20 protein-coding genes are annotated in these 21,829 nt (G+C 44.8%); 11 read left to right on the top strand and 9 right to left on the bottom strand.

Annotated features, from left to right (window positions below):
- Window position 1 precedes the first annotated feature (1 nt).
- From ACJMM4_RS04840 to ACJMM4_RS04820, 5 genes are all read right to left on the bottom strand, one after another.
- The gene (locus ACJMM4_RS04840; RefSeq protein WP_405378564.1) at window positions 2–319 is read right to left on the bottom strand and encodes a hypothetical protein; all 318 of its coding nucleotides are present in this window, start codon (window positions 317–319) and stop codon (window positions 2–4) included.
- On the bottom strand, window positions 319–1,200 hold the full coding sequence (gene lsrF, locus ACJMM4_RS04835; RefSeq protein WP_405383342.1) for a 3-hydroxy-5-phosphonooxypentane-2,4-dione thiolase: 882 nt from the start codon (window positions 1,198–1,200) through the stop codon (window positions 319–321). The genes ACJMM4_RS04840 and lsrF overlap by 1 nt, the downstream gene beginning before the upstream one ends.
- A 24-nt stretch (window positions 1,201–1,224) precedes the next feature.
- Complete coding sequence (locus ACJMM4_RS04830) at window positions 1,225–2,217, bottom strand: dihydroxyacetone kinase subunit DhaK (RefSeq protein ID WP_405383339.1); 993 nt, start codon at window positions 2,215–2,217, stop codon at window positions 1,225–1,227.
- Window positions 2,218–2,255: 38 nt separating this feature from the next.
- Complete coding sequence (gene dhaL / locus ACJMM4_RS04825) at window positions 2,256–2,873, bottom strand: dihydroxyacetone kinase subunit DhaL (protein ID WP_405383337.1); 618 nt, start codon at window positions 2,871–2,873, stop codon at window positions 2,256–2,258.
- Between the two features lie 208 nt (window positions 2,874–3,081).
- A complete protein-coding gene (locus ACJMM4_RS04820) occupies window positions 3,082–4,239 on the bottom strand; it encodes a peptidoglycan DD-metalloendopeptidase family protein (RefSeq protein ID WP_405378571.1) in 1,158 nt (385 codons plus the stop codon).
- Between the two features lie 419 nt (window positions 4,240–4,658).
- On the opposite strand from ACJMM4_RS04820, the gene ACJMM4_RS04815 reads away from it, so the two are divergent.
- Window positions 4,659–5,348 (top strand): hypothetical protein, encoded by a 690-nt coding sequence (locus ACJMM4_RS04815; RefSeq protein ID WP_405383335.1) that lies wholly within the window; start codon window positions 4,659–4,661, stop codon window positions 5,346–5,348.
- Window positions 5,349–5,599: 251 nt separating this feature from the next.
- Here the strand turns inward: ACJMM4_RS04815 and pyc are convergent, their stop codons facing one another.
- The 4 genes from pyc to ACJMM4_RS04795 all read right to left on the bottom strand — a co-directional run bounded on the left by pyc (window position 5,600) and on the right by ACJMM4_RS04795 (window position 11,669).
- Window positions 5,600–9,043 (bottom strand): pyruvate carboxylase, encoded by a 3,444-nt coding sequence (pyc, locus tag ACJMM4_RS04810; protein WP_405378575.1) that lies wholly within the window; start codon window positions 9,041–9,043, stop codon window positions 5,600–5,602.
- A 301-nt stretch (window positions 9,044–9,344) separates the two neighbouring features.
- Complete coding sequence (locus ACJMM4_RS04805) at window positions 9,345–10,103, bottom strand: amino acid ABC transporter ATP-binding protein (protein ID WP_405378577.1); 759 nt, start codon at window positions 10,101–10,103, stop codon at window positions 9,345–9,347.
- A 9-nt stretch (window positions 10,104–10,112) separates the two neighbouring features.
- Window positions 10,113–10,757: an amino acid ABC transporter permease gene (locus ACJMM4_RS04800; protein ID WP_405383333.1), complete on the bottom strand. Its 645-nt coding sequence runs from the start codon at window positions 10,755–10,757 to the stop codon at window positions 10,113–10,115.
- Between the two features lie 132 nt (window positions 10,758–10,889).
- Complete coding sequence (locus ACJMM4_RS04795; RefSeq protein WP_405378581.1) at window positions 10,890–11,669, bottom strand: amino acid ABC transporter substrate-binding protein; 780 nt, start codon at window positions 11,667–11,669, stop codon at window positions 10,890–10,892.
- Between the two features lie 186 nt (window positions 11,670–11,855).
- Here ACJMM4_RS04795 and ACJMM4_RS04790 point away from each other — a divergent pair, with 186 nt between their 5' ends.
- The 10 genes from ACJMM4_RS04790 to ACJMM4_RS04745 all read left to right on the top strand — a co-directional run bounded on the left by ACJMM4_RS04790 (window position 11,856) and on the right by ACJMM4_RS04745 (window position 21,653).
- Window positions 11,856–12,761, top strand: coding sequence for a VirK/YbjX family protein (locus ACJMM4_RS04790; RefSeq protein WP_405383331.1), 906 nt, complete (start codon window positions 11,856–11,858; stop codon window positions 12,759–12,761).
- 54 nt (window positions 12,762–12,815) lie between these two features.
- Window positions 12,816–13,745, top strand: coding sequence for a hypothetical protein (locus ACJMM4_RS04785; RefSeq protein WP_405383329.1), 930 nt, complete (start codon window positions 12,816–12,818; stop codon window positions 13,743–13,745).
- A gap of 119 nt (window positions 13,746–13,864) precedes the next feature.
- Window positions 13,865–15,373 (top strand): organic solvent tolerance protein OstA, encoded by a 1,509-nt coding sequence (locus ACJMM4_RS04780; protein ID WP_405383327.1) that lies wholly within the window; start codon window positions 13,865–13,867, stop codon window positions 15,371–15,373.
- Window positions 15,374–15,388: 15 nt separating this feature from the next.
- Window positions 15,389–15,952, top strand: a complete 564-nt coding sequence (gene gmhA, locus ACJMM4_RS04775; RefSeq protein ID WP_405378589.1) for a D-sedoheptulose 7-phosphate isomerase — start codon at window positions 15,389–15,391, stop codon at window positions 15,950–15,952.
- The gene (rfaE1, locus tag ACJMM4_RS04770) at window positions 15,942–17,432 is read left to right on the top strand and encodes a D-glycero-beta-D-manno-heptose-7-phosphate kinase (RefSeq protein WP_405378591.1); all 1,491 of its coding nucleotides are present in this window, start codon (window positions 15,942–15,944) and stop codon (window positions 17,430–17,432) included. The genes gmhA and rfaE1 overlap by 11 nt, the downstream gene beginning before the upstream one ends.
- Window positions 17,429–18,403, top strand: a complete 975-nt coding sequence (gene rfaD / locus ACJMM4_RS04765) for an ADP-glyceromanno-heptose 6-epimerase (RefSeq protein WP_405378593.1) — start codon at window positions 17,429–17,431, stop codon at window positions 18,401–18,403. Before rfaE1 ends, rfaD begins: the two co-directional genes overlap by 4 nt.
- Entirely contained in the window at window positions 18,393–18,890 is a 498-nt protein-coding gene (gene gmhB, locus ACJMM4_RS04760) for a D-glycero-beta-D-manno-heptose 1,7-bisphosphate 7-phosphatase (protein ID WP_405378595.1), read from the top strand. Before rfaD ends, gmhB begins: the two co-directional genes overlap by 11 nt.
- Window positions 18,891–19,934, top strand: coding sequence for a lipopolysaccharide heptosyltransferase I (waaC, locus tag ACJMM4_RS04755; protein ID WP_405378597.1), 1,044 nt, complete (start codon window positions 18,891–18,893; stop codon window positions 19,932–19,934).
- The gene (locus ACJMM4_RS04750) at window positions 19,934–21,004 is read left to right on the top strand and encodes a glycosyltransferase family 9 protein (protein WP_405383325.1); all 1,071 of its coding nucleotides are present in this window, start codon (window positions 19,934–19,936) and stop codon (window positions 21,002–21,004) included. Before waaC ends, ACJMM4_RS04750 begins: the two co-directional genes overlap by 1 nt.
- On the top strand, window positions 20,994–21,653 hold the full coding sequence (locus ACJMM4_RS04745) for a hypothetical protein (protein ID WP_405383323.1): 660 nt from the start codon (window positions 20,994–20,996) through the stop codon (window positions 21,651–21,653). Before ACJMM4_RS04750 ends, ACJMM4_RS04745 begins: the two co-directional genes overlap by 11 nt.
- Window positions 21,654–21,829: the final 176 nt, after the last annotated feature.

Below are 21,829 nucleotides of genomic sequence, written 5' to 3'. Positions count from 1 at the left end.
TTTATTTAACTTCTTCCATCAATTCAAAAAGGATACCGTCCTTCATAATGAAAGCAATGCGAGTGTGCTCGTCAGCCATCCAAGGTTCTACAACAACCTTGTTTTCTGCTAACTGCTTATCCAAATCGTCAACTTTGTAAGCTACATGGACCAAAGTCTGCAGTTCTTCCGGCAGGGGAGTATCTTTTTCAAAGCGCAGGTACTCAATATGGAATTCGTTGGTATCGGGAGTAATGATGTGGGTTTTAATGCCTTCGGCATAAATTTCGCCTTCGCGGGCAATATCAGTAGGAACGCCTACATGCATAAATTCTTTCATTATTTCACATCCTTCTTCAACAATTCATAAGCCTTGAAGGCTTCTTCCGGTTTAGCGTTTTCATGGACAACCATGCGGATAGCCTGCAACATAGCGATGGGGGATTCTGCTTGAAGCACATTACGACCCATATCTACGCCTGCAGCGCCTTCGCTGATAGCACGATAAGCCATATCCAATGCTTCAGCTTCGGGAATCTTTTTGCCGCCGGCAATTACGATAGGTACGGGGCAGGCAGCAGTGATTTGTTCAAAGTTGTCGCAGTAGTAGGTTTTGATAATATGGGCACCGTTTTCTGCCAAAAGGCGGGTTGCCAAGGAGAAGTATTTAGTGGTGCGCTCCATTTGCTTGCCTACAGCAACAACGCCTAATACGGGGATGCCGTATTTTTCACCATTGTTTACATAGTAGGATAAGTTTTTAAAGGAATCCATTTCGCCATCAGAGCCGATGAAGCATTGTACTGCCAAGCAGGAAGCATTCATGCGGATGGCATCCTCAATATCTACGTTGGTAGTACCAAAAGACATATCGTCTTTGATTACGCTGGTATCGGCAGTGCAGCGCAGTGCTACAGCCTTGTGATGGTTAGAGGGGATGCAGGTGCGCAAAGCACCGCGGGTTGCCATCAAGCAGTCAGCATATTGCATAATGGAGGGGATTACGAGATCCAAACGCTCCAAGCCTGCAGTAGAGCCCATAATGTAGCCGTGGTCGAAAGCCAACATAATGGTGCGTCCATCGTCACTGAAAATTTGGGATAAACGGCTTTGCATGCCCCAGCCTGCACATTGATGACCCTTAACGGGGAAAATGCGTGTAGGCGGTTTAATGCCGATGCCGTAGTCTTTTGCTAAAATGTTACCGTCTTTATCTGCCATTTTAAACCTCCACTAAGATTATTCTTAGTTCTTGAAGTACGGAGTACGTGCCGGAGCGTTCCAGTAGCCAAGCAGTTCGTCATCCATGCGGGCAATGAACATTTGGAAACCTGCGGTTTCTTGTACAGTCAGGATTTCGCCAACCATGTTAGCAACGATTTCGATGCCTCTTTCAGCCAACAACTTGTGGCAAGCACGGAAGATAATCAATTGTTCCATCAAAGTGGTAGCGCCGCTGCCGTTGATGCAAACCATCAATTTTTCGCCTGCTTTAACGTCCAAGTCTTTCAGCAGAGCAGTCAGCATGATTTCTGCAGTTTCGTCAGCAGTTTTCATAGGTTGGCTGCCGCCGCCGCCTTCGCCGTGTTGGCCCATGCCGACTTCCATATAACCATCTTCAATATGAGCGATTTCCATACCGGTTGCAGGATGGGTAGCGCCTTTAGTTGCTACGGCGATGGTAGCCATGTTGTCAGCAAATTTTTGAGCGATAGCAGCAACTTCTTCCAAGGATTTGCCTTGAGCTGCAGCAGCACCGGCAATGTGGTACAGAGGTACGCAGCCTACCAGACCGCGACGATCGTCTGCGTTTTCACGAGGAGCATTAGCAATATCTTCTTGAGTTACAACTTTGATAACGGGGATGCCCAGTTTTTTGATTTGTTTCATGGTCAGGTTGCCGGTCAGCATATCGCCTGCATGGTTCAATACAACAAAAAGTACGCCGTGACCTTTATCTGCCATTTTAATAGCTTCTACGCAGGCTTGGGGGCCGGGAGCTGCAAAGATATTACCGGCAACGGAAATATCAATCATGCCTTCGCCAACAAAGCCGCTGATAGCAGGTTCATGACCGGTGCCGCCCAAAGTAACGATGGTTACACGGTCAGCTTCTGCCAGTTTTTTGTTAACGATTAAGTTACCTTGTTCACAGGTGATCAGATCAGCATTGGAAAGAACAAGACCTTCTAACAGTTCGCTGGTCAGATTTTCAGGATTGTTGATAAATTTTTTCATAGTGAATACCTCCGTTTTTAATGCTTTTTATATACACGTTATAAGGCTTGCGCCATGGAAACAAAGAGGATGGAAAGAGAAACAGCACCGGGGTCCTTGGTGCCTAGGCTGCGTTCGCCCAAGTTTTTCGCTCTGCCAAAACGGGCTACCATGTCAGCAGTAGCATCCGCACCTTTTACTGCAGCCTCTGCCATAGCTGTAAAGATAGCTTTGGCGTCGCCTGTAGCTGCCATACCTGCGTCTAAAGCAGGGTAGAGAGCGTCGACCATGGTTTTGTCACCAATCTTCGCTTTAGAGATGCATTCAAAGTCATCCTTTGCGCCTTCCAACATAGCGTGGATGCCCGCTTCGTCCAACTCTGTAACGCCTTCTTCAACACCTTCTGCCATACCTTCAAAAACAGTGCCCCATAAGGGACCGGCGCTGCCGCCGTTAGTGTTCATAAAGGCCATGGACAGATCGTCTAACAACCCTTTGATGTCGGTACTATCATTTGCAGCTATTTTTTCGTTAATAGCATCAGCAATACGGGCAATGGTCAAGCCGTGGTCGCCATCACCGCATACGCCGTCTAATTCACAAAGCATCAAGCTTTTATCCTTCAGCTCTACAGCAGCTGCTAATAGCATCTTTTGCAGTAATTCTAAAGTAAGCATAGTATCACCGTACCTTTCTTTAGCACCATTGTAACATTTGTTAGAACAAATGTAAACTGTTATCTGAAATTTTACATTGTTCAAAAATCGGGACCGATAGCGTCCGCTAGGGACATAACTGTGCATCTGCTACACAAAAAAGCTGTTGGAACACTGCCCTCGAAGGGACGGTCTTCCAACAGCTTTTGGTAAGCGTTGCAATATGTTATTAGATGTAGCGCAGGGGGTTTACTTGTTTGCCGTAGCGCATTAATTCAAAGTGCAGATGCGGACCGGTGCTGTAGCCGCTGGAGCCGACATAGCCGATGATTTCGCCTTTTTCTACGTATTGACCGCTGGAAACTGCCAATCTGCTCATGTGGCCGTAGGCAGTTACATAGCCATAGTCATGGTTGATACGGATGTAGCGGCCATAACCGCCATACCAACCGGATTGAGCTACGTAGCCTGCTGCACTGGCATAGACCGGTGCGCCATAGTAGTTGGCAATATCAATTCCGGGATGCCAATCAGGGCTGTAGCCATCAAAAGGATTAGCACGGCCGCCAAAGTAGGAGGTAATTTCGCCACCATCAGTGGGCCATTGGCTGGGGGTCATTTCCTTGCGATAATTTTCATTTTCAATGGCGCTCAGCAGGTTTTCCATATCTGTGCGTCTAGCTTTAGCTTCATTGCGGATATTCTTTTCCTGCTCCAGCATATAGCCTACAGGGCTGCTATCACCCAAAGAAGGACCACCTTTGCCTGCAAAGGTGCTGACATCAGTCTTGGGAGGAAGTTCAGTACCGTTTTTAGCCATTTCCTTACGTACCTTGTCTTCCAGTTTAGTCAGGTAAGCAAGCTGCTTTTGGTTATCCTCAGCAATTTTTTGTAATTTTTGGATTTTAGCTTCCTGTTCTTGTTTAGTAGCCTTATATTCAGCGATTTCACGCTTTTGGTTTTCATTTTGAATAGCAAAGTGAGCCAATACGCCAATGGTAATGGATACAACTACCAAAAAAGAAGCCACACCGGTAAAGGCGTATTTAATATGTTTCTTTTTAACATGGGTCTTGGTTACGTGCTGTCCGTTGGCAGGGATCAACCAAAAGGTATAGTGCTGGTTGATTCGCCACGTGCGACGCATTGCATCGTATTTTTTCTGCATACGATAGGAGCAATCGCGGGCACGAGCGTCTGCACGATTGATAGCAGCTTCTGCATTGGCATGGATTTGGGAGTAAATGTCTTTTACTCTAGTGTTTACATCTTCGTATACAGCTAAGGCATACTTGCGGACACGGGTGTAGCGCATTTGCCACTGAATTTTGGCTACAGCCAATGCCACTTGCAGCTTCGCTAAAAAACATTGCCAGAAAAAATTCACTTTTGCCAAAATAATTTCCTTGCAGTTTGAAAATTTTTCTGTACACATTTGTATAATAAAATCTAACTTCTCTTGTAATCGCTGTTGCATATTACGCTCCTTCTACTAAAAAAACCAAAAAACTTATCACTAATCACAGCGTTGCTTGCTAATGTTTACAAAATAACGCTAATATTGTAACATTTTTTGGGATAATAGTCAAAAAAATTTACTTGTTTAATAGTGAAAAATGAATAACGGAAAGCAGATTTTTTCGAAAATTCTAGTATTTTTATATGGACTTATTCTAAAAAAGTAGTATAATAAATAGTAACAAAAATAAAATAAGGATAAATCACAAAAAGAATTATTAGATTGTATTTAAAGATTATTAATAAATTAATAAAGTGATAATTGCGTGGAAAGAAGGCGTAGTTAAATTGGGGAAGAACTATTACAGTGTAGCTACGGAGCGGGAAGTAAATAGGTTTATGCAACGCTATTGCAAAAATGAAAGCAGTAGGTTGCGCATAAGCAAATGGTTCCTTGTGGATGCGGAAGTATATGAGGATTTAGCGCCGGGGCAACAAGTGTACAGTTGGATTTGTGGAGGAAAACTTATTGGCGAATCCATCATGACCTTAAAAGTTAAGGACTTTGCCCATATGAAAATTTATTATCCGATTTTTCCTGCAGATATGGGAAGAAAGTTATTGCGGAGCTGGAAAATAGAGATGCCGCCTAAATGGAGTGTTTATGCAGATTCTTACCGGCATGAAAACGTGGAAGCGTTGAATTTAGAGATGCGTCATCTTTTGGTTTACGCAAGATTGTTTATCTCCATGCAACGGAAAAGTTCTAGTGCTATGCCTTACGGTTTTAAAGAAATTTACCTGCAGTTACACGCTTTTCCTGACCATACTGTTGACGCCAGTGTTATTATGCTTGTTAACAATATTCTGGGTCAGTATTTGCATTTGGAGGGTAACTGCATAAATTGGGAAAATTTGCAGGAATTCATCACTTATCTGCATAGTAAATATACAATGCTAAAATTTGTGGATGCCGATTTCTCCGGATTAAGGCAGATTTATCAACAGCAAGACACTGATGAACCTTGTTATTTTTAAAACACAATATAAAAGAGGCTGGGACATATATAGCCATGTTACCATATTCCGACTCACGTGCAATTTCTTAACGCTCATTTCGTGCAGAATCACAACGAAGATTCGCGGCCGATCTTGTTTGCAAAACAATTTGCTGTTCGGCTCGCTTCACTTCGGTGATTCTAAGCACTTATGAGCTGAAATCGCAATGATTCGTCTAGGAATATGGTAACGATGACTGGTTTTGTCCCAGCCTCTTTTTACATCTGACGTTATTGCATTTGTGTTTTGATTTCCATGAGGCAGTCGCCGCTTTCAACGCGTTCGCCGGCGTTGACATGGATAATGGAAACGATGCCGCTAACAGGAGCGGAGAGCGTAGTTTCCATCTTCATGGCTTCGGTAACGATCAAAGGAGTGCCTTTAGTTACGGCTTGGCCTTTTTCTACTAGGATTTTAACAACGGAACCGGAAAGAGAAGCACCAATTTCGCCTGCTTTAGACTTGTCAGCCTTCTTACGGGTTACGGTAGTTGCCTTTGCGTTACGGTCTTTAATGAGGATATCACGGGGCAGACCGTTGAAGTCGAAGGTAACAGTACGCATACCGGCAGCATTGGCTTCGGAGATATGGTCCAGTTTAATAACGAGAACTTTGCCTTGTTCAATTTCAACTTTGATGGTTTCACCGGGAGTCATGCCAAAGAAGAAGGTGGGCGTATCCAGTACGGATACATCGCCAAATTCATTGTAACGATTTACCCAATCGGTGAATACTTTGGGATACAGGCAGTAGGAGCTGATAGCTTCATCAGTAGTGGGTGCACCCATTTCTTCTAATTGAGTACGAACTTTGTCGAAGTCCACCGGTTCTAAAGCAGCACCGGGGCGTACAGTAATGGGTTCTCTACCTTTGAGAATGATCTTTTGCAGCTTTTCAGGGAAACCTTGGTAGGGTTCACCTATACGGCCTTCAAAGAATTCTACGACGGAGGCAGGGAAGTCTAAAATATCGCCTTTAGCATAAACATCCTCTTCGCTGAGATCGTTTTGTACCATAAACAAGGCCATGTCGCCAACAATTTTAGAGGAAGGAGTAACCTTGATCAAATCGCCAAACATCATGGATACGCGATGGTACATATCTTTGATTTCTTCCCAACGATGGATGAGACCTAAAGCTTGGGCTTGTTGTTTCAAGTTGGTGTATTGGCCACCGGGCATTTCGTGTACGTATACTTCAGGGTTGGGGAAGTTTTCTGTTCTATCCGCAGCTTTGTAGTAGGGGCGTACAGTTTCCCAATAGCGGGACAATTCGTTAAGAGAATCCACGTCTAAACGGGGTTGGCGGGGATGTCCGCTTAATGCGTAGTACAGGCTGCTGGTGGAAGGTTGGCTGGTACCGCAGCTCATAGCGCTCATAGCGGTATCTACAATGTCTACGCCTGCATCGATAGCACGGGCATAGGTGTAGATAGCGTTGCCGCTGCCTTCGTGGGTGTGCAGGTGAATGGGCACGCCAACATAGGATTTGAGGCTGCTTACAAGGCGGAAGGCTGCTTCAGGTTTCAAGAGACCTGCCATATCTTTAATAGCGATGATGTTGGCACCTGCTTTTTCCAGCTCTTTAGCCATATTGATGTAGTATTGCAAATCGTATTTATCGCGATGGGGGTCAAGAATATCACCGGTGTAGCACAGGGCTGCTTCCGCAACTTTGCCGCATTCGCGAACGGTGTCGATGGACAGGCGCATATTGTCAAGACCGTTAAGGCTGTCGAAAATACGGAAGACATCAATACCATTTTTAGCTGCCAATTGGATGAATTGTTTAACTACGTTGTCAGGATAACTGGTGTAGCCAACAGCGTTAGCACCACGGAGCAGCATTTGGAAGAGAATATTGGGCGCAGCTTCGCGGAATTGTGCCAAACGCTGCCACGGGCTTTCGTCCAAGAAACGATAAGCTACGTCGAAGGTAGCACCGCCCCAACATTCAAAGGAGAACAGTCCGGGCAGCTTGCCTGCAGTATCGCGCATTACACGGAGCATATCGCTGGTGCGCAGACGGGTAGCGAACAGGGATTGGTGGGCATCACGGAAGGTGGTGTCGGTTACAAGGACTTCTTGTTGGGACATAACCCAATCAGACAACCCTTCAGGACCACGAGTGTCCAGAATGTGTTTTGCACCCAGTGCTAAAATACCATTGTAAGGCTTGGGCATATTCAGGGGAGCAAAGTCCGGTTTGGGCTGTACGCCTACGTTGGAGTAACCATTAACAGTAATGTCCGCAATGTAATGGAGCAATTTATTACCACGGTCCAAGGTTTTGGGGAAGACGAAAAGTTCAGGAGTCAGATCCACAAAGTCCGTAGTATAGTCGCCTTTAACGAAATGTTCGTTTTGCAACACGTTTTCCAGGAATTGAATATTGGTCTTAACGCCGCGGATACGGAATTCCTTCAAGCAGCGCAGCATTTTGGTAATGGCGATTTGGTGGGTAAGGCCCCAAGTAGTTGCCTTTACCAGCAGGGAGTCATAGTAGGGGGTGATGACGGAGCCGGTGAAAGCATTACCGCCATCCAGACGAATACCGAAACCACCGCCGCTGCGATAGGTAATCAATTTGCCGGTGTCAGGCATAAAGTTGTTGGATGGGTCTTCTGTAGTAATACGGCATTGGATAGCATGGCCGATAGTGTGCAGGTCTTTTTGTTCAGGCAGAGCGATTTCCGGGCTGTGGAGGCTGTAGCCTTCAGCAACTTTGATTTGGGTTTGCACAATGTCGATACCGGTAATTTGCTCTGTAACGGTATGTTCTACTTGGATACGGGGGTTAACTTCGATGAAATAGAATTTGCCATCGGGAGTAGCAAGGAACTCTACCGTACCTGCGCTGACATAGTTAACATTCTTCATCAGCTTGACTGCAGCGTCGCAGATAGCTTGGCGTTGTTCCATGGGCAGGGAGAAAGCAGGAGCAATCTCTACCAGCTTCTGGTGACGGCGCTGTACGGAGCAGTCACGCTCGAACAGGTGCATCAAATTGCCTTGGTTATCACCAATAATCTGTACTTCAATATGTTTGGGATTCTGCAGATATTTTTCTAAGTAAATTTCATCATTACCAAAAGCTTTTTTTGCTTCGCTCTTGGCTAAGTCATAGGCAGTTACTGCTTCTTCCGCACTGTTAACGACGCGCATACCGCGGCCGCCACCGCCGTTTACTGCTTTGATGATAATGGGATAGCCATACGCTTCGCCAAAGTCCAATACTTCTTGCAGGCTGTTGACAGTGCCGTCACTGCCGGGAATCATGGGGATGCCTGCCAGTTTGGCTTGTTCACGAGCATTGATTTTATCGCCGAACATAATCAAGTGTTCCAGGCGGGGACCGATGAAGATTAAGCCTTCTTCAGCACAGCGACGGGCAAGATTGCTGTTCTCAGACAGGAAACCATAGCCGGGATGAATAGCATCTACATCATGCTCACGAGCAATGCGCATAATGTCTTCAATGTCTAAATAAGCATCGGTGGGGCTTTTACCTTCGCCAACAAGGTATGCTTCGTCAGCTTTATTACGATGCAAGGAGAGAGTATCTTCCTTGGAATATATAGCAATAGTACGAATTCCTAATTCGTTGCAGGCGCGAAAAACGCGGATGGCGATTTCGCCACGATTGGCAACTAAAACGGTATTAATCTTAGCCATAGTTGAACCTCCTTTATGGTTACAGGCTAATTGTATATAAAAGTTATAAACTTTGCAAGATTTGCAATGCATGTATACAGGTATATTTAAAAAACGTACTTTTTGCATATAAAATTAGGGCGTGCCCTACGAACGGACACGCCCTAAAAAGGAGAGGTGTATGATGAAAAAGATATGTCGAAAAGAGTAGGTTCAGATAGATTGCTTGCCTAGGGCAACCATCTTTCCTTCCTCGCTTACTATTCTAACAAATGGATTTGACCAAAGTACGTAAAATACGTAAAAAGAATGTGAAATAAGCTTATTTCAGAATAACATTCAAAAAGGCTTTTAAACGGTCGTTTTTAGGATTGTCGAAAATTTCTTCCGGAGTACCTTGTTCCTGTACTTTACCGTCAGCCATGAAGACAACTTTAGTAGCAACTTCTCTAGCGAAGCCCATTTCGTGGGTAACTACTACCATGGTCATTTTTTCTTCGGCTAATTCACGCATGGTCTTTAAAACTTCGCCGGTAAGCTCCGGGTCCAGGGAAGAGGTGGGCTCGTCGAAAAGCATAATGGCGGGCTTCATTGCTAAAGCGCGGGCGATAGCGACACGCTGCTGTTGACCGCCGCTCAGCTTGCGGGGATATTCGTCGCGTTTGTCGGACAGACCTACTTTGGCTAGCAAAACTTCTGCCTCGGCAATGACAGTAGCCTTGTCACGTTTTTGCACGTTAACAGGGGCTTCAATCAGATTTTGCAGTACGGTCATGTGGGGGAACAGGTTGAATTGTTGGAACACCATCCCCATCTTGCAGGCGATGCGGCGTACTTCGTTATTGTCAACATATTCCGTACCGGTAGCGGTTTCTTTGCACAATGCTTCGCCATCAATGATAACGCTGCCACGGTCGACGGTTTCCAATTTGTTCAAGCAGCGGAGCAAGGTGCTCTTGCCACCGCCGGAAGGACCGATGACAGCAACAACTTCGCCTTCGTTGACTTCCAAATCGATGCCTTTGAGGACTTCTAATTTATTAAACTTTTTCCAAATGTTTTGCGCTTTAATCTTGTTCATGGGCTCCTCCTATTGTTCATATCTGGAGTAGTGTTTTTCCAGACGTTCGAAGATCATTGTCAAAATCAAAGTGGCAGCTAGATAGAATACTGCTGCTACAATGAAGGGCATGATGCTGAAGTCCCGTTGTACTAGGTTGCGGGCTGTACGCATCAAATCGTTCATAGCTAAAACGTATACCAAGGAAGTATCTTTGACCAAGGTAATGGTTTCATTGCTAATAGGAGGCAGGATAATGCGGATAACTTGGGGCAGGATAATGCGGCGCATGGTTTGAACATAGTTCATGCCTAAAGTGTGGGCTGCTTCGTACTGTCCTTTAGGAATAGCTTGGATGCCTGCACGGAAGATTTCGCAGAAATACGCTGCATAGTTAAGCACGAAGGCTACAATGGCGGATTCAAAGTCCGGCAGACGGATACCCACGGAAGGAAGAACGAAGTAAACAAAGAAAATTTGCAGCATCAACGGACTGCCACGCAGTACCCATACGTAGAAGCCAATAACTTTTTGTAAAATCTTGATGCCGGATACACGGCCTAAGCTCAGCAGTACGCCCAAGGGGATACTGAGGACGATGGTGATAAGGAATACTTGGGCGGACGTAATGCAGCCTTCAAGCATTTGGGGGATAATTCTAATAACGTAATCCATAATTCTCTCCATTTAAATAAGATAGTAATAATACGTTCTTTATTGTATCACTTTGCTAAAGGATTGACAAGAAAAAAGGCGGGAAGCTAAGAAAAAAGGACCGAATTTCTTCGGCCCTTTCAAAACTTAGGATTAGTATTTAATAATGTCGGCGCCCATCCATTTTTCGGAAATCTTTTTGCAGGTGCCGTCTTTCTTCATTTCGTCCATAACTTTGTCAATGCGTTGCAGGAATTCTTTGTCGTCTTTACGGAAAGCAATTGCTACAACTTCATCGCCCATGGTTTCATCCAGCATCTCGTATTGGCCGGGTTTCAGTTTGTCATAATAACCGCGAGCTAAAACTGCGTCAACAATAGCTGCATCAACGCGTTTGTTGTCCAGTTCCATGTAGATAGCTGCGAAGTCAGGATATTTACGATAGTCTTTCAGGCTGTCTTTCAATTCCTTGTTTTTGGGGAGTTCCAACAGGTAGGAGCCGGTGCTGTCGTCTTGAACTGCAACTACTTTGCCTTTCAAGTCGGAAATCTTTTTAATGTCGGAGCCTTTGGGAACAACAACCAATTGGGAGTTTACCAGGTAAGGCTTGGACAGGCCATATGTTTTTTCACGTTCCGGGTTAACGGTGAAGCAGTTCCAAATAGCATCAATGCGTTTGGATTTCAGTTCAGCTTCCTTAGCACCCCAATCGATAGGTTTGAATTCAACTTCCATGTTCAAGCGTTTGCAAGCTTCACGAGCCAAGTCGATATCCATACCAACGATTTCGTTTTTATCATTGCGGTAGCCCATAGGAGCAAAGTTATCATCCAAACCGATAACGATTTTTTTAGGACCGCTGCTGCCGCAACCGGCAACCATCATCAACATCATCATGAGACCCATCAACAGGGCTAACATTTTTTTCATCATTAAACACCTCTCATTAAAATTTTGCTTGTTTAAGCAGCTCTCATTGAGTATGTGTTTATTATACTTTAACGTATTAAATTTGTAAAGTGGTAAACGAAAAAATTTTATAAAATTTTTTCTGGCTTACGCTGCAGCGCGGTTTTGTGTTATAATGTTAATAACTATAACGTTGATTAGAGGTAAGAGATGGATAAAAATATTTTAGAATATGTAGGCAAGAGCCTTTACAATACTAGCGTTTTGAAAGAAATGAAACGGTACTTGGTTTTTCGTACCCGTTGCAAGCTGCACAGCAGCGCTGTTAATGATTTACTGGACTTCTTCGCAGAAAAGCCTCAACGCATGGCTTGGCTGAAAGGCTGTCCTGCGCTGTTAGAGCAAACTACCCGTGCTTTCTTCTATAGAGGCTCTACTTGGGACGAACGCATGGAACTGGTGAAGAACCATATCCTGATTATGGAGCAATATTTCAAACCGGAACTGATGGACGAACTGTATGCCGAGAAGAAAATGGTGCAACTTTGGGAGGATACGTATTTGGATAAACCGCTGACACTGCATTTGTGGTTTCATGCCGGTCAGCGAAAAGAAGGCTGTTTATCCCTTGTGTTGATGTATGAAGGGCAGGCTTTGTACCAGATTATGTTCTGGTTAGCAAAGAATATTGCGGATGGTAGAAATGTAATTGCTATTGGTGCGCTGCAAGGCCCGCAAAATGGTAACGAATTGATTAAAGGTCTTACAAAGGCTTTCTTCGGCTACCGTACTAAGAACCTTGTTTTCTACGGTCTGCGTTCTTTTGCCAAGGCTTTGGGTATTTCTAATATTTATGCTGTGGCTAATGAAGGTTACTATGCTATGAACCATATCCGTATGGACCGTAAGCTGAAGACGGACTTTGGTGCCTTTTGGCAGGAGTGCGAAGGCAGCCAATGTGCTGACCGTCGTTTCTACATTATGCCTGTTGCGGAATACCGTAAGTCCATGGAAGAATTGAAGCCTTCCAAACGTGCTCAGCATCGTCGCCGTTTCGCTAAATTGGATGAAATGGAAGCTGCAGTAGCTGCGGCAGTGGAAAAGTGGCACAAGTAAGACTTGTATGCTATAATTAAGGAAAATATAATCATTTGTTAGGAGGTAAGTAAATTGAAAAAGCAATTAGCATCCCTTGTACTCACCTTTATCTTCTGCTTTACCATGGTGGTGCCCGGCTTTGCTGCTGACACCAATCTGTCCGTAGCAGAAAAAATTGGCGCTATGGAAAAAATTCTTTATGGTACTGAACAAACCGGCTCTTTGATCCAACGTGTAGACAGCTTGGAGGACGATGTTTATGGTGCCTTGACTACGGATGCAGTACTGACCCGTGTAGACAATATGTATGATTATTTGGAAGGTACTCCCGATAGCGGTGAAGCGTCCTTCGCAACTAAACTCAATGTAGTTGAATGGCGCATGAATGAAAGCATGTCCGGTGGTCCTGCGAAAAATAGGATTGAAGCTCAGGAAAAACTTTTATACGGCCAAGCGCAAGCGGGTTCTCTGTCCGGTCGTTTGGAAGAACTGCTGAAATTGGCTTCCTACACTGATGGCAATGTGCCTGTACAACAAGTTACTCTGCCTAAAGATTCTGTATTTAAGATTACCTTTACTAAAGAAATGAGCACTAAAATGACTCGTCAAGGCGACGAAGTAAACTTTAAAGCTTCTGACAACCTGTACGTTAATGATGTGCTGGTGCTGCCGAAAGGCGCTACCGGTATTGGTGTAGTGAAGAAGGTCGTACAGCCCGGTATCTTTGGTAAGGATGGCCGCATTGATATTACCTTTACCCATATTTATGGCGTAGATGGTACTAAGATACCTCTGACTGTTGGCGAATTGGCACAACAAAAAGCTGAAAGCATTGCGGGCGCAGCCGGTGCAGCTATTGGCGGTATGGTTATTCTTGGCCCTGTAGGCATTGTTGGCGGTGCATTCGTAAAGGGCAACAGCGTGACTATTCCTGTTGGCTGCGAAACTTTTGTACAAACTGCTGAGGATATTTCTCTGCAAGGTGTCGTTTACCAAGAATAATAAGAAGAAAACACAAAAAGCTCACTCGAAAAGGGTGAGCTTTTCTTTTTTTTGTGATATAATGATAAATGGCTAATTATGAGTATTTTACTTTTCAACTATACAAAAGGAGCATTCCCATGAAAAAATCATTATGCGCAGCTGCTTTGGCTATGAGCTTGTGCGTTCCTGCCTATGCAGCTCAATTTACCAATTCTGATTCTAGCCGTTATGATAGTCCGACATTTGCTGATGAAGCAGAAGATTCTACTGTTAATAAATCTGTAGAGCCTAAGCGTTCTAAGGAAGTGGTGGAGGCTCAAGAGGTCGTTCCTATTCATTTGACTGCAGAGCATGTAGAGTATGACAATGTCAGCGGTGATTTCCATGCCCAAGGTAATGTGACTGTTACCCAAGGCAAGGAAAAATTAGTTACTACTTATGCCCATGGCAACATGAAGACCGGTGATGTCTTTTTGAGCCAAGGTGGTACGGTTGTGCAGCCGGACAGTGTTATGCATGGTAAGTGGGCTCATTATAATTTCAATAATAAGACTGGTGAAATTAAAGAAATCAGTGGCAGCAGTTTGAAAGATATTTATTCTGCACCGCATGCTACTATTTACCCTGATAAAATGGTGGTGGATGAAGGCGGCACCATGTCCCGTTGTCCTTCTGTAAAACATCCGTCCTGCCTATCTATTACTGCTAAAACCTTTGAAATTTATCCTAAAGTAAAAATGGTTGCCCATGATGTAAAGGTTTATGTTCGTGGCAGACACGTATATTCCCGTGATATTTGGGTAAACAACTTTAATGATGAAGGCAAGACTAAGATTATGCCTCGTCTTGGTTATGATGGCAGCGATAATGGCGCTTATATCAAGTTGGAACTGTCACAGCCTGTTACGGAAAAAACCATGGTAAGTATGGAACTGCCAAAATATTCCAAAGTTGGCTTCAAGCCTGTTTACAAGATTGACCATAACGAGCGTAATTTTAAAATCTCTTACCTGCATGGTTGGGATGAAGATGATGGCGATTGGTATAAGAAACAAAATACTTGGCGCTTTGATTACAAAAACCATCATATTGCCGATGGCCTGCCTTTGAGTTATTCTGCGTACTATGAATATGGTTTGTGGAATAGATGGTATGAAGGCAGTGGCAAAAGTGGTCCCAAGAGCTGGCATAAAGAGTATGCTGTTTACTTAAACCATGATCCTATCTATTTGTTCAATTCCAAAAATACAGTGTTGAATTTGACTGTTGGCAAGAAATGGGTTAATGATAGCTTGAGCGGTGACACCAGATCTACCGACATGTATTACGCAACCTTGGGTCAAAAATTGACTGATAAATGGCGTACTTGGGTTGGTTACTATTGGGAAAAAGAAACCAGTACTTTATTTGATTTAGGCCAACCTGATATGGAACGTGAACTGCGCAATGGTTTGCAATGGTCTCCAGACTCTAAAAATGTGCTGAGCGTTGTTAATCGTTATGACTTAGGCAAACACAATAATTACGAAACGGATTATCGTTGGCTGCATAAATTCTGCTGCTGGGCTTTGGAGTTTACTTATGAAGACGAGCAACAAGAAGGTGATGGTACCTTCAAGGTAATGTATTATTTCTATAATCTGTAATATTTGAGGTATAAAATGGACAAGCTTATCCGACAAAGATTTTTAGATCATTTAGAGGTTGCCCAAGCCGTTATAGATAGCGGCATTTTGGCGCAAATCGCTACTATTGCCCAGGAAATAAAAAAAGCGTTAGCTAATGGGCACAAGGTGCTTTTCTGTGGTAACGGCGGCAGTGCTGCCGACAGCCAACATCTGGCTGCTGAGTTTGTAGGCCGTTTCCAAAAGGAACGTGCCGGTCTGCCTGCTATTGCTCTTACTGTTGACACTTCTATCCTGACTGCTGTAGGCAATGACTATGGTTATGACAAAGTTTTTGTCCGCCAAGTAGAAGCTTTGGCGCAGGCAGGCGATGTGCTGGTGGGCATTTCTACCAGCGGCAATAGTCCTAATGTTGTACAAGCTATTGAATTGGCAAAAACCAAGGGCGTGTACTGCGTAGGCATGACTGCTGCAGGTGGCGGCAAAATGGCAAATCTCTGTGATGAGTGCATTGCGGTGCCTGCTAAAGTTACTGCCCGTGCTCAAGAAATGCATATTTTGATTGGTCACATTCTGTGTGAGCTGGTGGATGGTGAATAAAGTGGCTGATTTAGCAGTAACTACCTTTTTAGCTGAACATATAAGTAAATTGCGCATTGCTGTTATTGGCGACGTAATGCTCGATCGTTATTTTCACGGCGAAGTAAAGCGCATTTCTCCGGAAGCACCTGTGCCTGTAACTAAAATCAACAAAATCAAGTCCGTTTTGGGCGGTGCCGCTAATGTGGCTGCTAACTTGGCTCATTTGGAATGTCAAGTATTTATGGGCGGTGTTACCGGTGACGATGACAACCGTGTACTTTTGGAGCGCTTGATGGATGACGCGGGCATTGATCACAGCGGCCTGGTGAAAAGCTCCTACCGTAAGACTATTACTAAATTGCGCGTGTTAGGCGGCAACCAGCAAATGCTGCGTCTTGATTTTGAAGAAACAGGGGATTTGTATCCTGAAGAAATTATAGAGTTGCGCCATTGGTTAGCTAATTTATTAGACCATGGTTTGGACGGCATTATTGTTTCCGACTATGCTAAGGGCGTTTGCTCCGATGATTTTTGCCAATGGGTGATTGCTCAAGGTCATGCCTACGGTATTCCCGTACTCATCGATCCTAAAGGTGCAGATTGGACTAAATACAGCGGGTGCGATTTTATTACTCCTAATCTGAAAGAAATGTGCGAAGCTGCAGGCTGTCAAAAGGACAACGAAGACGCTGCTGTAGTCGCTATGGCTAGGGAAGCCCGGGATAAATTCCAGATTAAGAATGTAGTTGTTACCCGTAGTGAACGCGGTATGAGCCTTGTTAACGAAAAGGACGTGCTCCATAGTCCTGCTACTGCCATCGAAGTTTTTGATGTATCCGGTGCCGGTGACACTGTTGCTGCTACCCTGCTGGCAGGTGTGGCAGGTAAGCTGGAGCTGGCGGATGCTATCTATATGGCGAACCGCGCTGCAGGTATTGTAGTAGCTAAGGTTGGCACTTATCCTGTACATCGTGACGAATTGCTGAAAGATTTGCTGACGGAAGAACGCAAACAGGGCAAAGGCTACCGCACTTTAAGTTGGCAGGAAATCGCTTCTTTGGCGGCTACGTGGAAAGCTTGCGGTGAAAAGATTGTCTTTACTAATGGTTGCTTTGATATCCTCCATGTAGGTCATGTCACTTACTTGGAGAAAGCGCGTAGCTTAGGCAAGCACTTGATTGTGGGGTTAAATACGGATGCTTCTGTCCGTCGCTTGAAGGGCGAAACCCGTCCCTTGACTCATGAGCTGGACCGTGCTAGAGTGTTAGCTGCTTTGGCGTGTGTTGATGCCGTGGTGCTTTTTGACCAAGATACGCCTACAGAGCTGATTGAAAAAATCCGTCCTGACATCCTTGTTAAAGGTGGCGATTATAAGCCTGAAGAAGTTGCAGGACGGGAATATGCGGGCGAAGTCCGTATTATAGATTTTGAAGAAGGCTACTCTACTACCGGAGTAGTGGAAAAGATTGCTAAAATGGTGAAGGAGGGCAAATTATGATTATTGTAACCGGTGGTGCCGGCTTTATCGGCAGTAACATTGTTAAAGGTTTAAACGATCGCGGTATTGATGACATTCTCGTTGTTGATAACCTGACCAATATGGTAAAATTTAAAAATATCCAAGGCTTGAAAGTGCATGACTACATGGATAAGTTTGCTTTTATGGATGCATTGAAGGCAGGCAAATTCAACCATGAAAAGATTGACGTTATTTTCCACGAGGGCGCTTGCTCCGATACTATGGAATATAATGGCAAATACATGATGGAGAACAATTTCGAGTATACTAAGAATGTGCTGCATTTCTGCTTGGATCGTAAAATCCAAATGATGTATGCTTCCTCTGCTTCTACTTATGGCAGTGGCGCTCACGGCTTCCGCGAAGAGCCTGCTTGCGAAGAAGCACTGAATGTATATGCTTTCTCCAAACTTTTCTTTGATAACTATTTGCGCCGTTTGCTGCCCACTGCTCAAAGCCAAGTAGTTGGTCTGCGTTATTTCAACGTTTATGGTCCTCAAGAAAACCATAAAGGCAAAATGGCTTCCATGATTTACCAAATGTATAACCAATGGAAAGCAGAACATAAAGTACGTCTCTTTGGTGAATATGCAGGCTATGGTCCCGGCGAACACACCCGTGATTTTGTCTATGTAAAAGACGTTGTCAAGGTTAACCTGTATTTCTGGGAACATCCGGAAATCAGCGGTATCTTCAACTGCGGTACCGGTCATGCGCACCAATTCAACACTTTGGCTAAGGCTGTACTGAATCACTTTGGCAGCGGTGAACTGGAATACGTTCCCTTCCCGGAAGTATTGAAGGGCAAATATCAAAGCTTTACTGAAGCAGATGCAACCAATTTGTTGGCTGCAGGTTATGACGGCGGCTTCACTCCTATTGAAGAAGCTGCTGAAGAATATTGCCAATTGCTGGATAAGACCGGCGGTTACTACGTATATGAAGGCTAAGGCGGTCTTTTTTGATAGGGACGGTGTCCTGAATGTGGACGTTGCCTATCTGTACAAAATAGAAGATTTACAATGGGTGGAAGGCGCTAGGGAAGCTGTCGCCTATCTGACCCGGGCGGGCTATAAGATTTTTGTAGTTACCAACCAAAGCGGTATTGCCCGCGGCTATTATACCGTAGAGCAAATGCAGGCGCTCCATGAGCACATGCAGCAGGAAATCGCTAAAATGGGCGGTGCTATCGAAAAAATCTATTATTGCCCCCATCATAAAGAGGGCAAAGTGCCTGCATACACTTGTGACTGCAGCTGCCGTAAGCCTAAACCGGGTATGCTGCTGCAAGCATTTGCTGAATATGAGATTGATAAGGAAAACAGTTTCCTCATCGGTGACAGTCCCCGTGATGTAGAAGCGGCGGAGGCCGCAGGCATCCGCGGTTATCTGTTTAAGGGTGGCAGTCTCCTAAATTTTGTGAAAGAGTTAGTTTAAATGGAATACAAAAATATTTTACTGATCAAAATGAGCTCCTTGGGCGATATTCTGCACACGTTGCCCTTTGCAGCAGCGCTGCGTAAGCGTTATCCCCATGCCCGTATTACTTGGCTGGTGCATCCTCAGTTTGCAGGCTTTGTGCCTGATCCGCCGGTAATTGATGAGGTTTTGTACTTTGACAAAGTTAAATTTAACAAAATGGGCTTAGGCGAGAAGCTGAAATATTTTTGCGAAATGCGGGATTTACTCCATAGCAAGCATTTTGATTTGGTCATTGATATGCAGGGTCTTTTTAAAAGCGCTGTTTTGGCAGCTATTTGCGGTTGCAGCAATCGTATCGGTTACTGCGAAATGCGCGAAGGCAGCGGTTTTGTAAGCAAAGCTATTAGCGGTGCTCACAGCAAAGATCATGTTATCGAGCGTTATCTTGATGTAGCTCGTTATTTGGGGGCTAAAGTGGAATCTTTAGATGATGTGGAGTTCCCTATGCCTGATTTGTCCAAGGAAACAGCATCTGTTAAGGAAAAACTGCACAGCTTGGGCTGGGATGGCAATAAATACGTGGTCGTTGTGCCCGGTGCCCGCTGGTGGACCAAGGAATGGCCTGTGGAGCATTACGTTGCTTTAGCAAAGATGTTGACCCAAGATGGTACCAATGTAGTCTTGGCAGGTGGGCCCGACGATGCGGCCAAGGGCAAAGTTATTGCCGAACAATGTGCTACGGGAAGAGTGTTGGATATGACTGGTAAGACTTCCCTGCGGGAGTTGGCTGCATTGATTAAAGATTGCAGTTTCTATATCAGTGCCGATACAGGTCCTTTGCATTTTGCGGCAGCATTGAAAAAGCCTTTAGTAGCTATGTATGGTCCTACTAAGGCGGACCGTACCGGCCCTTATGGCAGCAAAAATTCCACTGTGCTGCTTTCTCCCGCCAAATGCGCAGGTTGTTTAAAGAAAAAATGTGATGATTGGCATTGTATGCATGATATTACCCCAGAAATGGTTTATGAAATCTATGTGAAAAAGGTGGAGCAAAAGTAATGGCAAAAGCAGTAGAACTGAATGGTAAAAAAATATTGGTAACTTTTTTGATGCATTTGGGCGATCTGACTTTGACCACCCCTTTTATTCATGCTTTACGTAAAGCTGCACCTGATGCTCACATCACCTTTCTGGCGGATGAAAAGCTGAAGGATGTAGTTTTGCACAATCCGTATTTGGATGAGGTTATTACCATTGACAAAAAGGGCAGGGACAACAGCCTGTTGGCTTTGGCTGCCTGCGCCCGTCGTTTAAGCAAGATGGACTTTGACGTGCTGATTAATCTGCATCCCAACGAGCGTTGTTCTTTTATTTGTGCGTTGACTAAGACCAAATTGCGTACAGGTACTACCCATACGCTGTTTAAACCTTTATGGGATGTTTTCACTCCGTTGAACCGCCAGATTCATGCTGCAGATATGTACTTGAATGTGCTTACTCAGTTGGGCGTGGAAAAATTGGAGCATAATGGCTTGGAAATTTTCCCCAGTGAGGAGCATTTTCACAGTGCGGAAGAATTTTGGCGCGAGCATGGTGTCTTCGGTACTGATAAATTAGTGGGCTTTAACATTGGCAGTGCCGTAGTAACCAAGCGTTGGGCACCGGAGCGTTTTGCCCAGGTTGCTGATGCATTGGCTGCCAAAGGCTACAAGCCTGTTTTCTTCGGCGGAACTATGGATGAGGATATGGTGCAGGAGGCTGTTAGCCATATGCAGACTACTCCCGTAGTGGCAACAGGTTACTTTACCATCGGCGGTTTGGCTGCTGCTATGCGTCGTTGCAGCTTGATTATCACCAATGACAGCGGTCCTATGCACGTGGCTATTAGCCAAAAGGTACCCATTGTGGCTATGTACGGTCCTTCTATTCCTAAACTGTATGGTCCCTATACTGATGATGCTACCATCGTTACATCCATTCCCCGCTGCATGGGCTGTGCCGATGGCATGAAGCACAAGTGTGACGATATGCGTTGTATGCGTGAGCTGACCGTGGCACAGGTGTTGGAGGCTGCGGAAGCAATGCTGGCAAAGCATGGCGTAACAGCAGGTGCTAACGATGCTGAATAAAGTAAATAAGCAGGAGTTCTTCCTTAGCGGGGAACTCCTGCTTTTGTGCGAGCGGATGGAAATGGCGCGCTTTCTGCGCGTTTACCTGCATCATCTTTTCCGTAAGGGATTGGTGCTGCCTAAGGTACAATTTTATTGCTATCGCAGTATGGAGCAGCTGCCCATGGTAGTGGAGCAGCTCCCTGTTATGGAGGGTAGCGGTCAAGTGCGCAAGGTAGTGCTTTTTGCTGATGCAGGGGACAATGTGGATGCCCGCCGTAATATTATGGATATAGTGCGCGACAGTGCTTTCTTAGCAACAAGGGAGTACTGCGCGCATTTTTTCTTCCCCGGCAAGGGCAGGGGGCGACGGTGGCGCAAAGGCTGCTTAGAGGATCTGCTATTGGAAGCTTTAGCAGAGGCAGATGTAGGTACGCAGCTTAGTCTACTGAATGTGGCACGGGAATATCTATTTTCTGTGGACAATGTGCGGGGAAAAATGTCGCTTCAGAGTGGTAGACGCTTGCTGCACACATATTTAGCAGGAACGGAAGAATATGCAGGTTTATCCCTCAGCGATGCTGCCCAAGCAGGCGCTTTTGACTTGGATAGTGCTGCTTTAGCAGGCTTACGTAGCTGTTTTGCAGCTTTAGTGGATAAAATGGATTAGAAAAACTAATAATTTTATAAGAAAAATTGTATACATGCTGTTTTGCTATTGCGTAGGCAGGGTGTGTATGCTACAATAAATTCATGAAAATTTTGCATGGACTTAACACATGCTTAACAAGGATTAGTGGATTCTTGTGGAATAGTAGAGGAAACAAGGCAACTCTTACCACGAAG

Source organism: Phascolarctobacterium sp. (genome assembly GCF_045124115.1).
Lineage (GTDB): Bacteria > Bacillota > Negativicutes > Acidaminococcales > Acidaminococcaceae > Phascolarctobacterium_A.
This window is presented reverse-complemented; position numbering and strand designations above follow the sequence as displayed.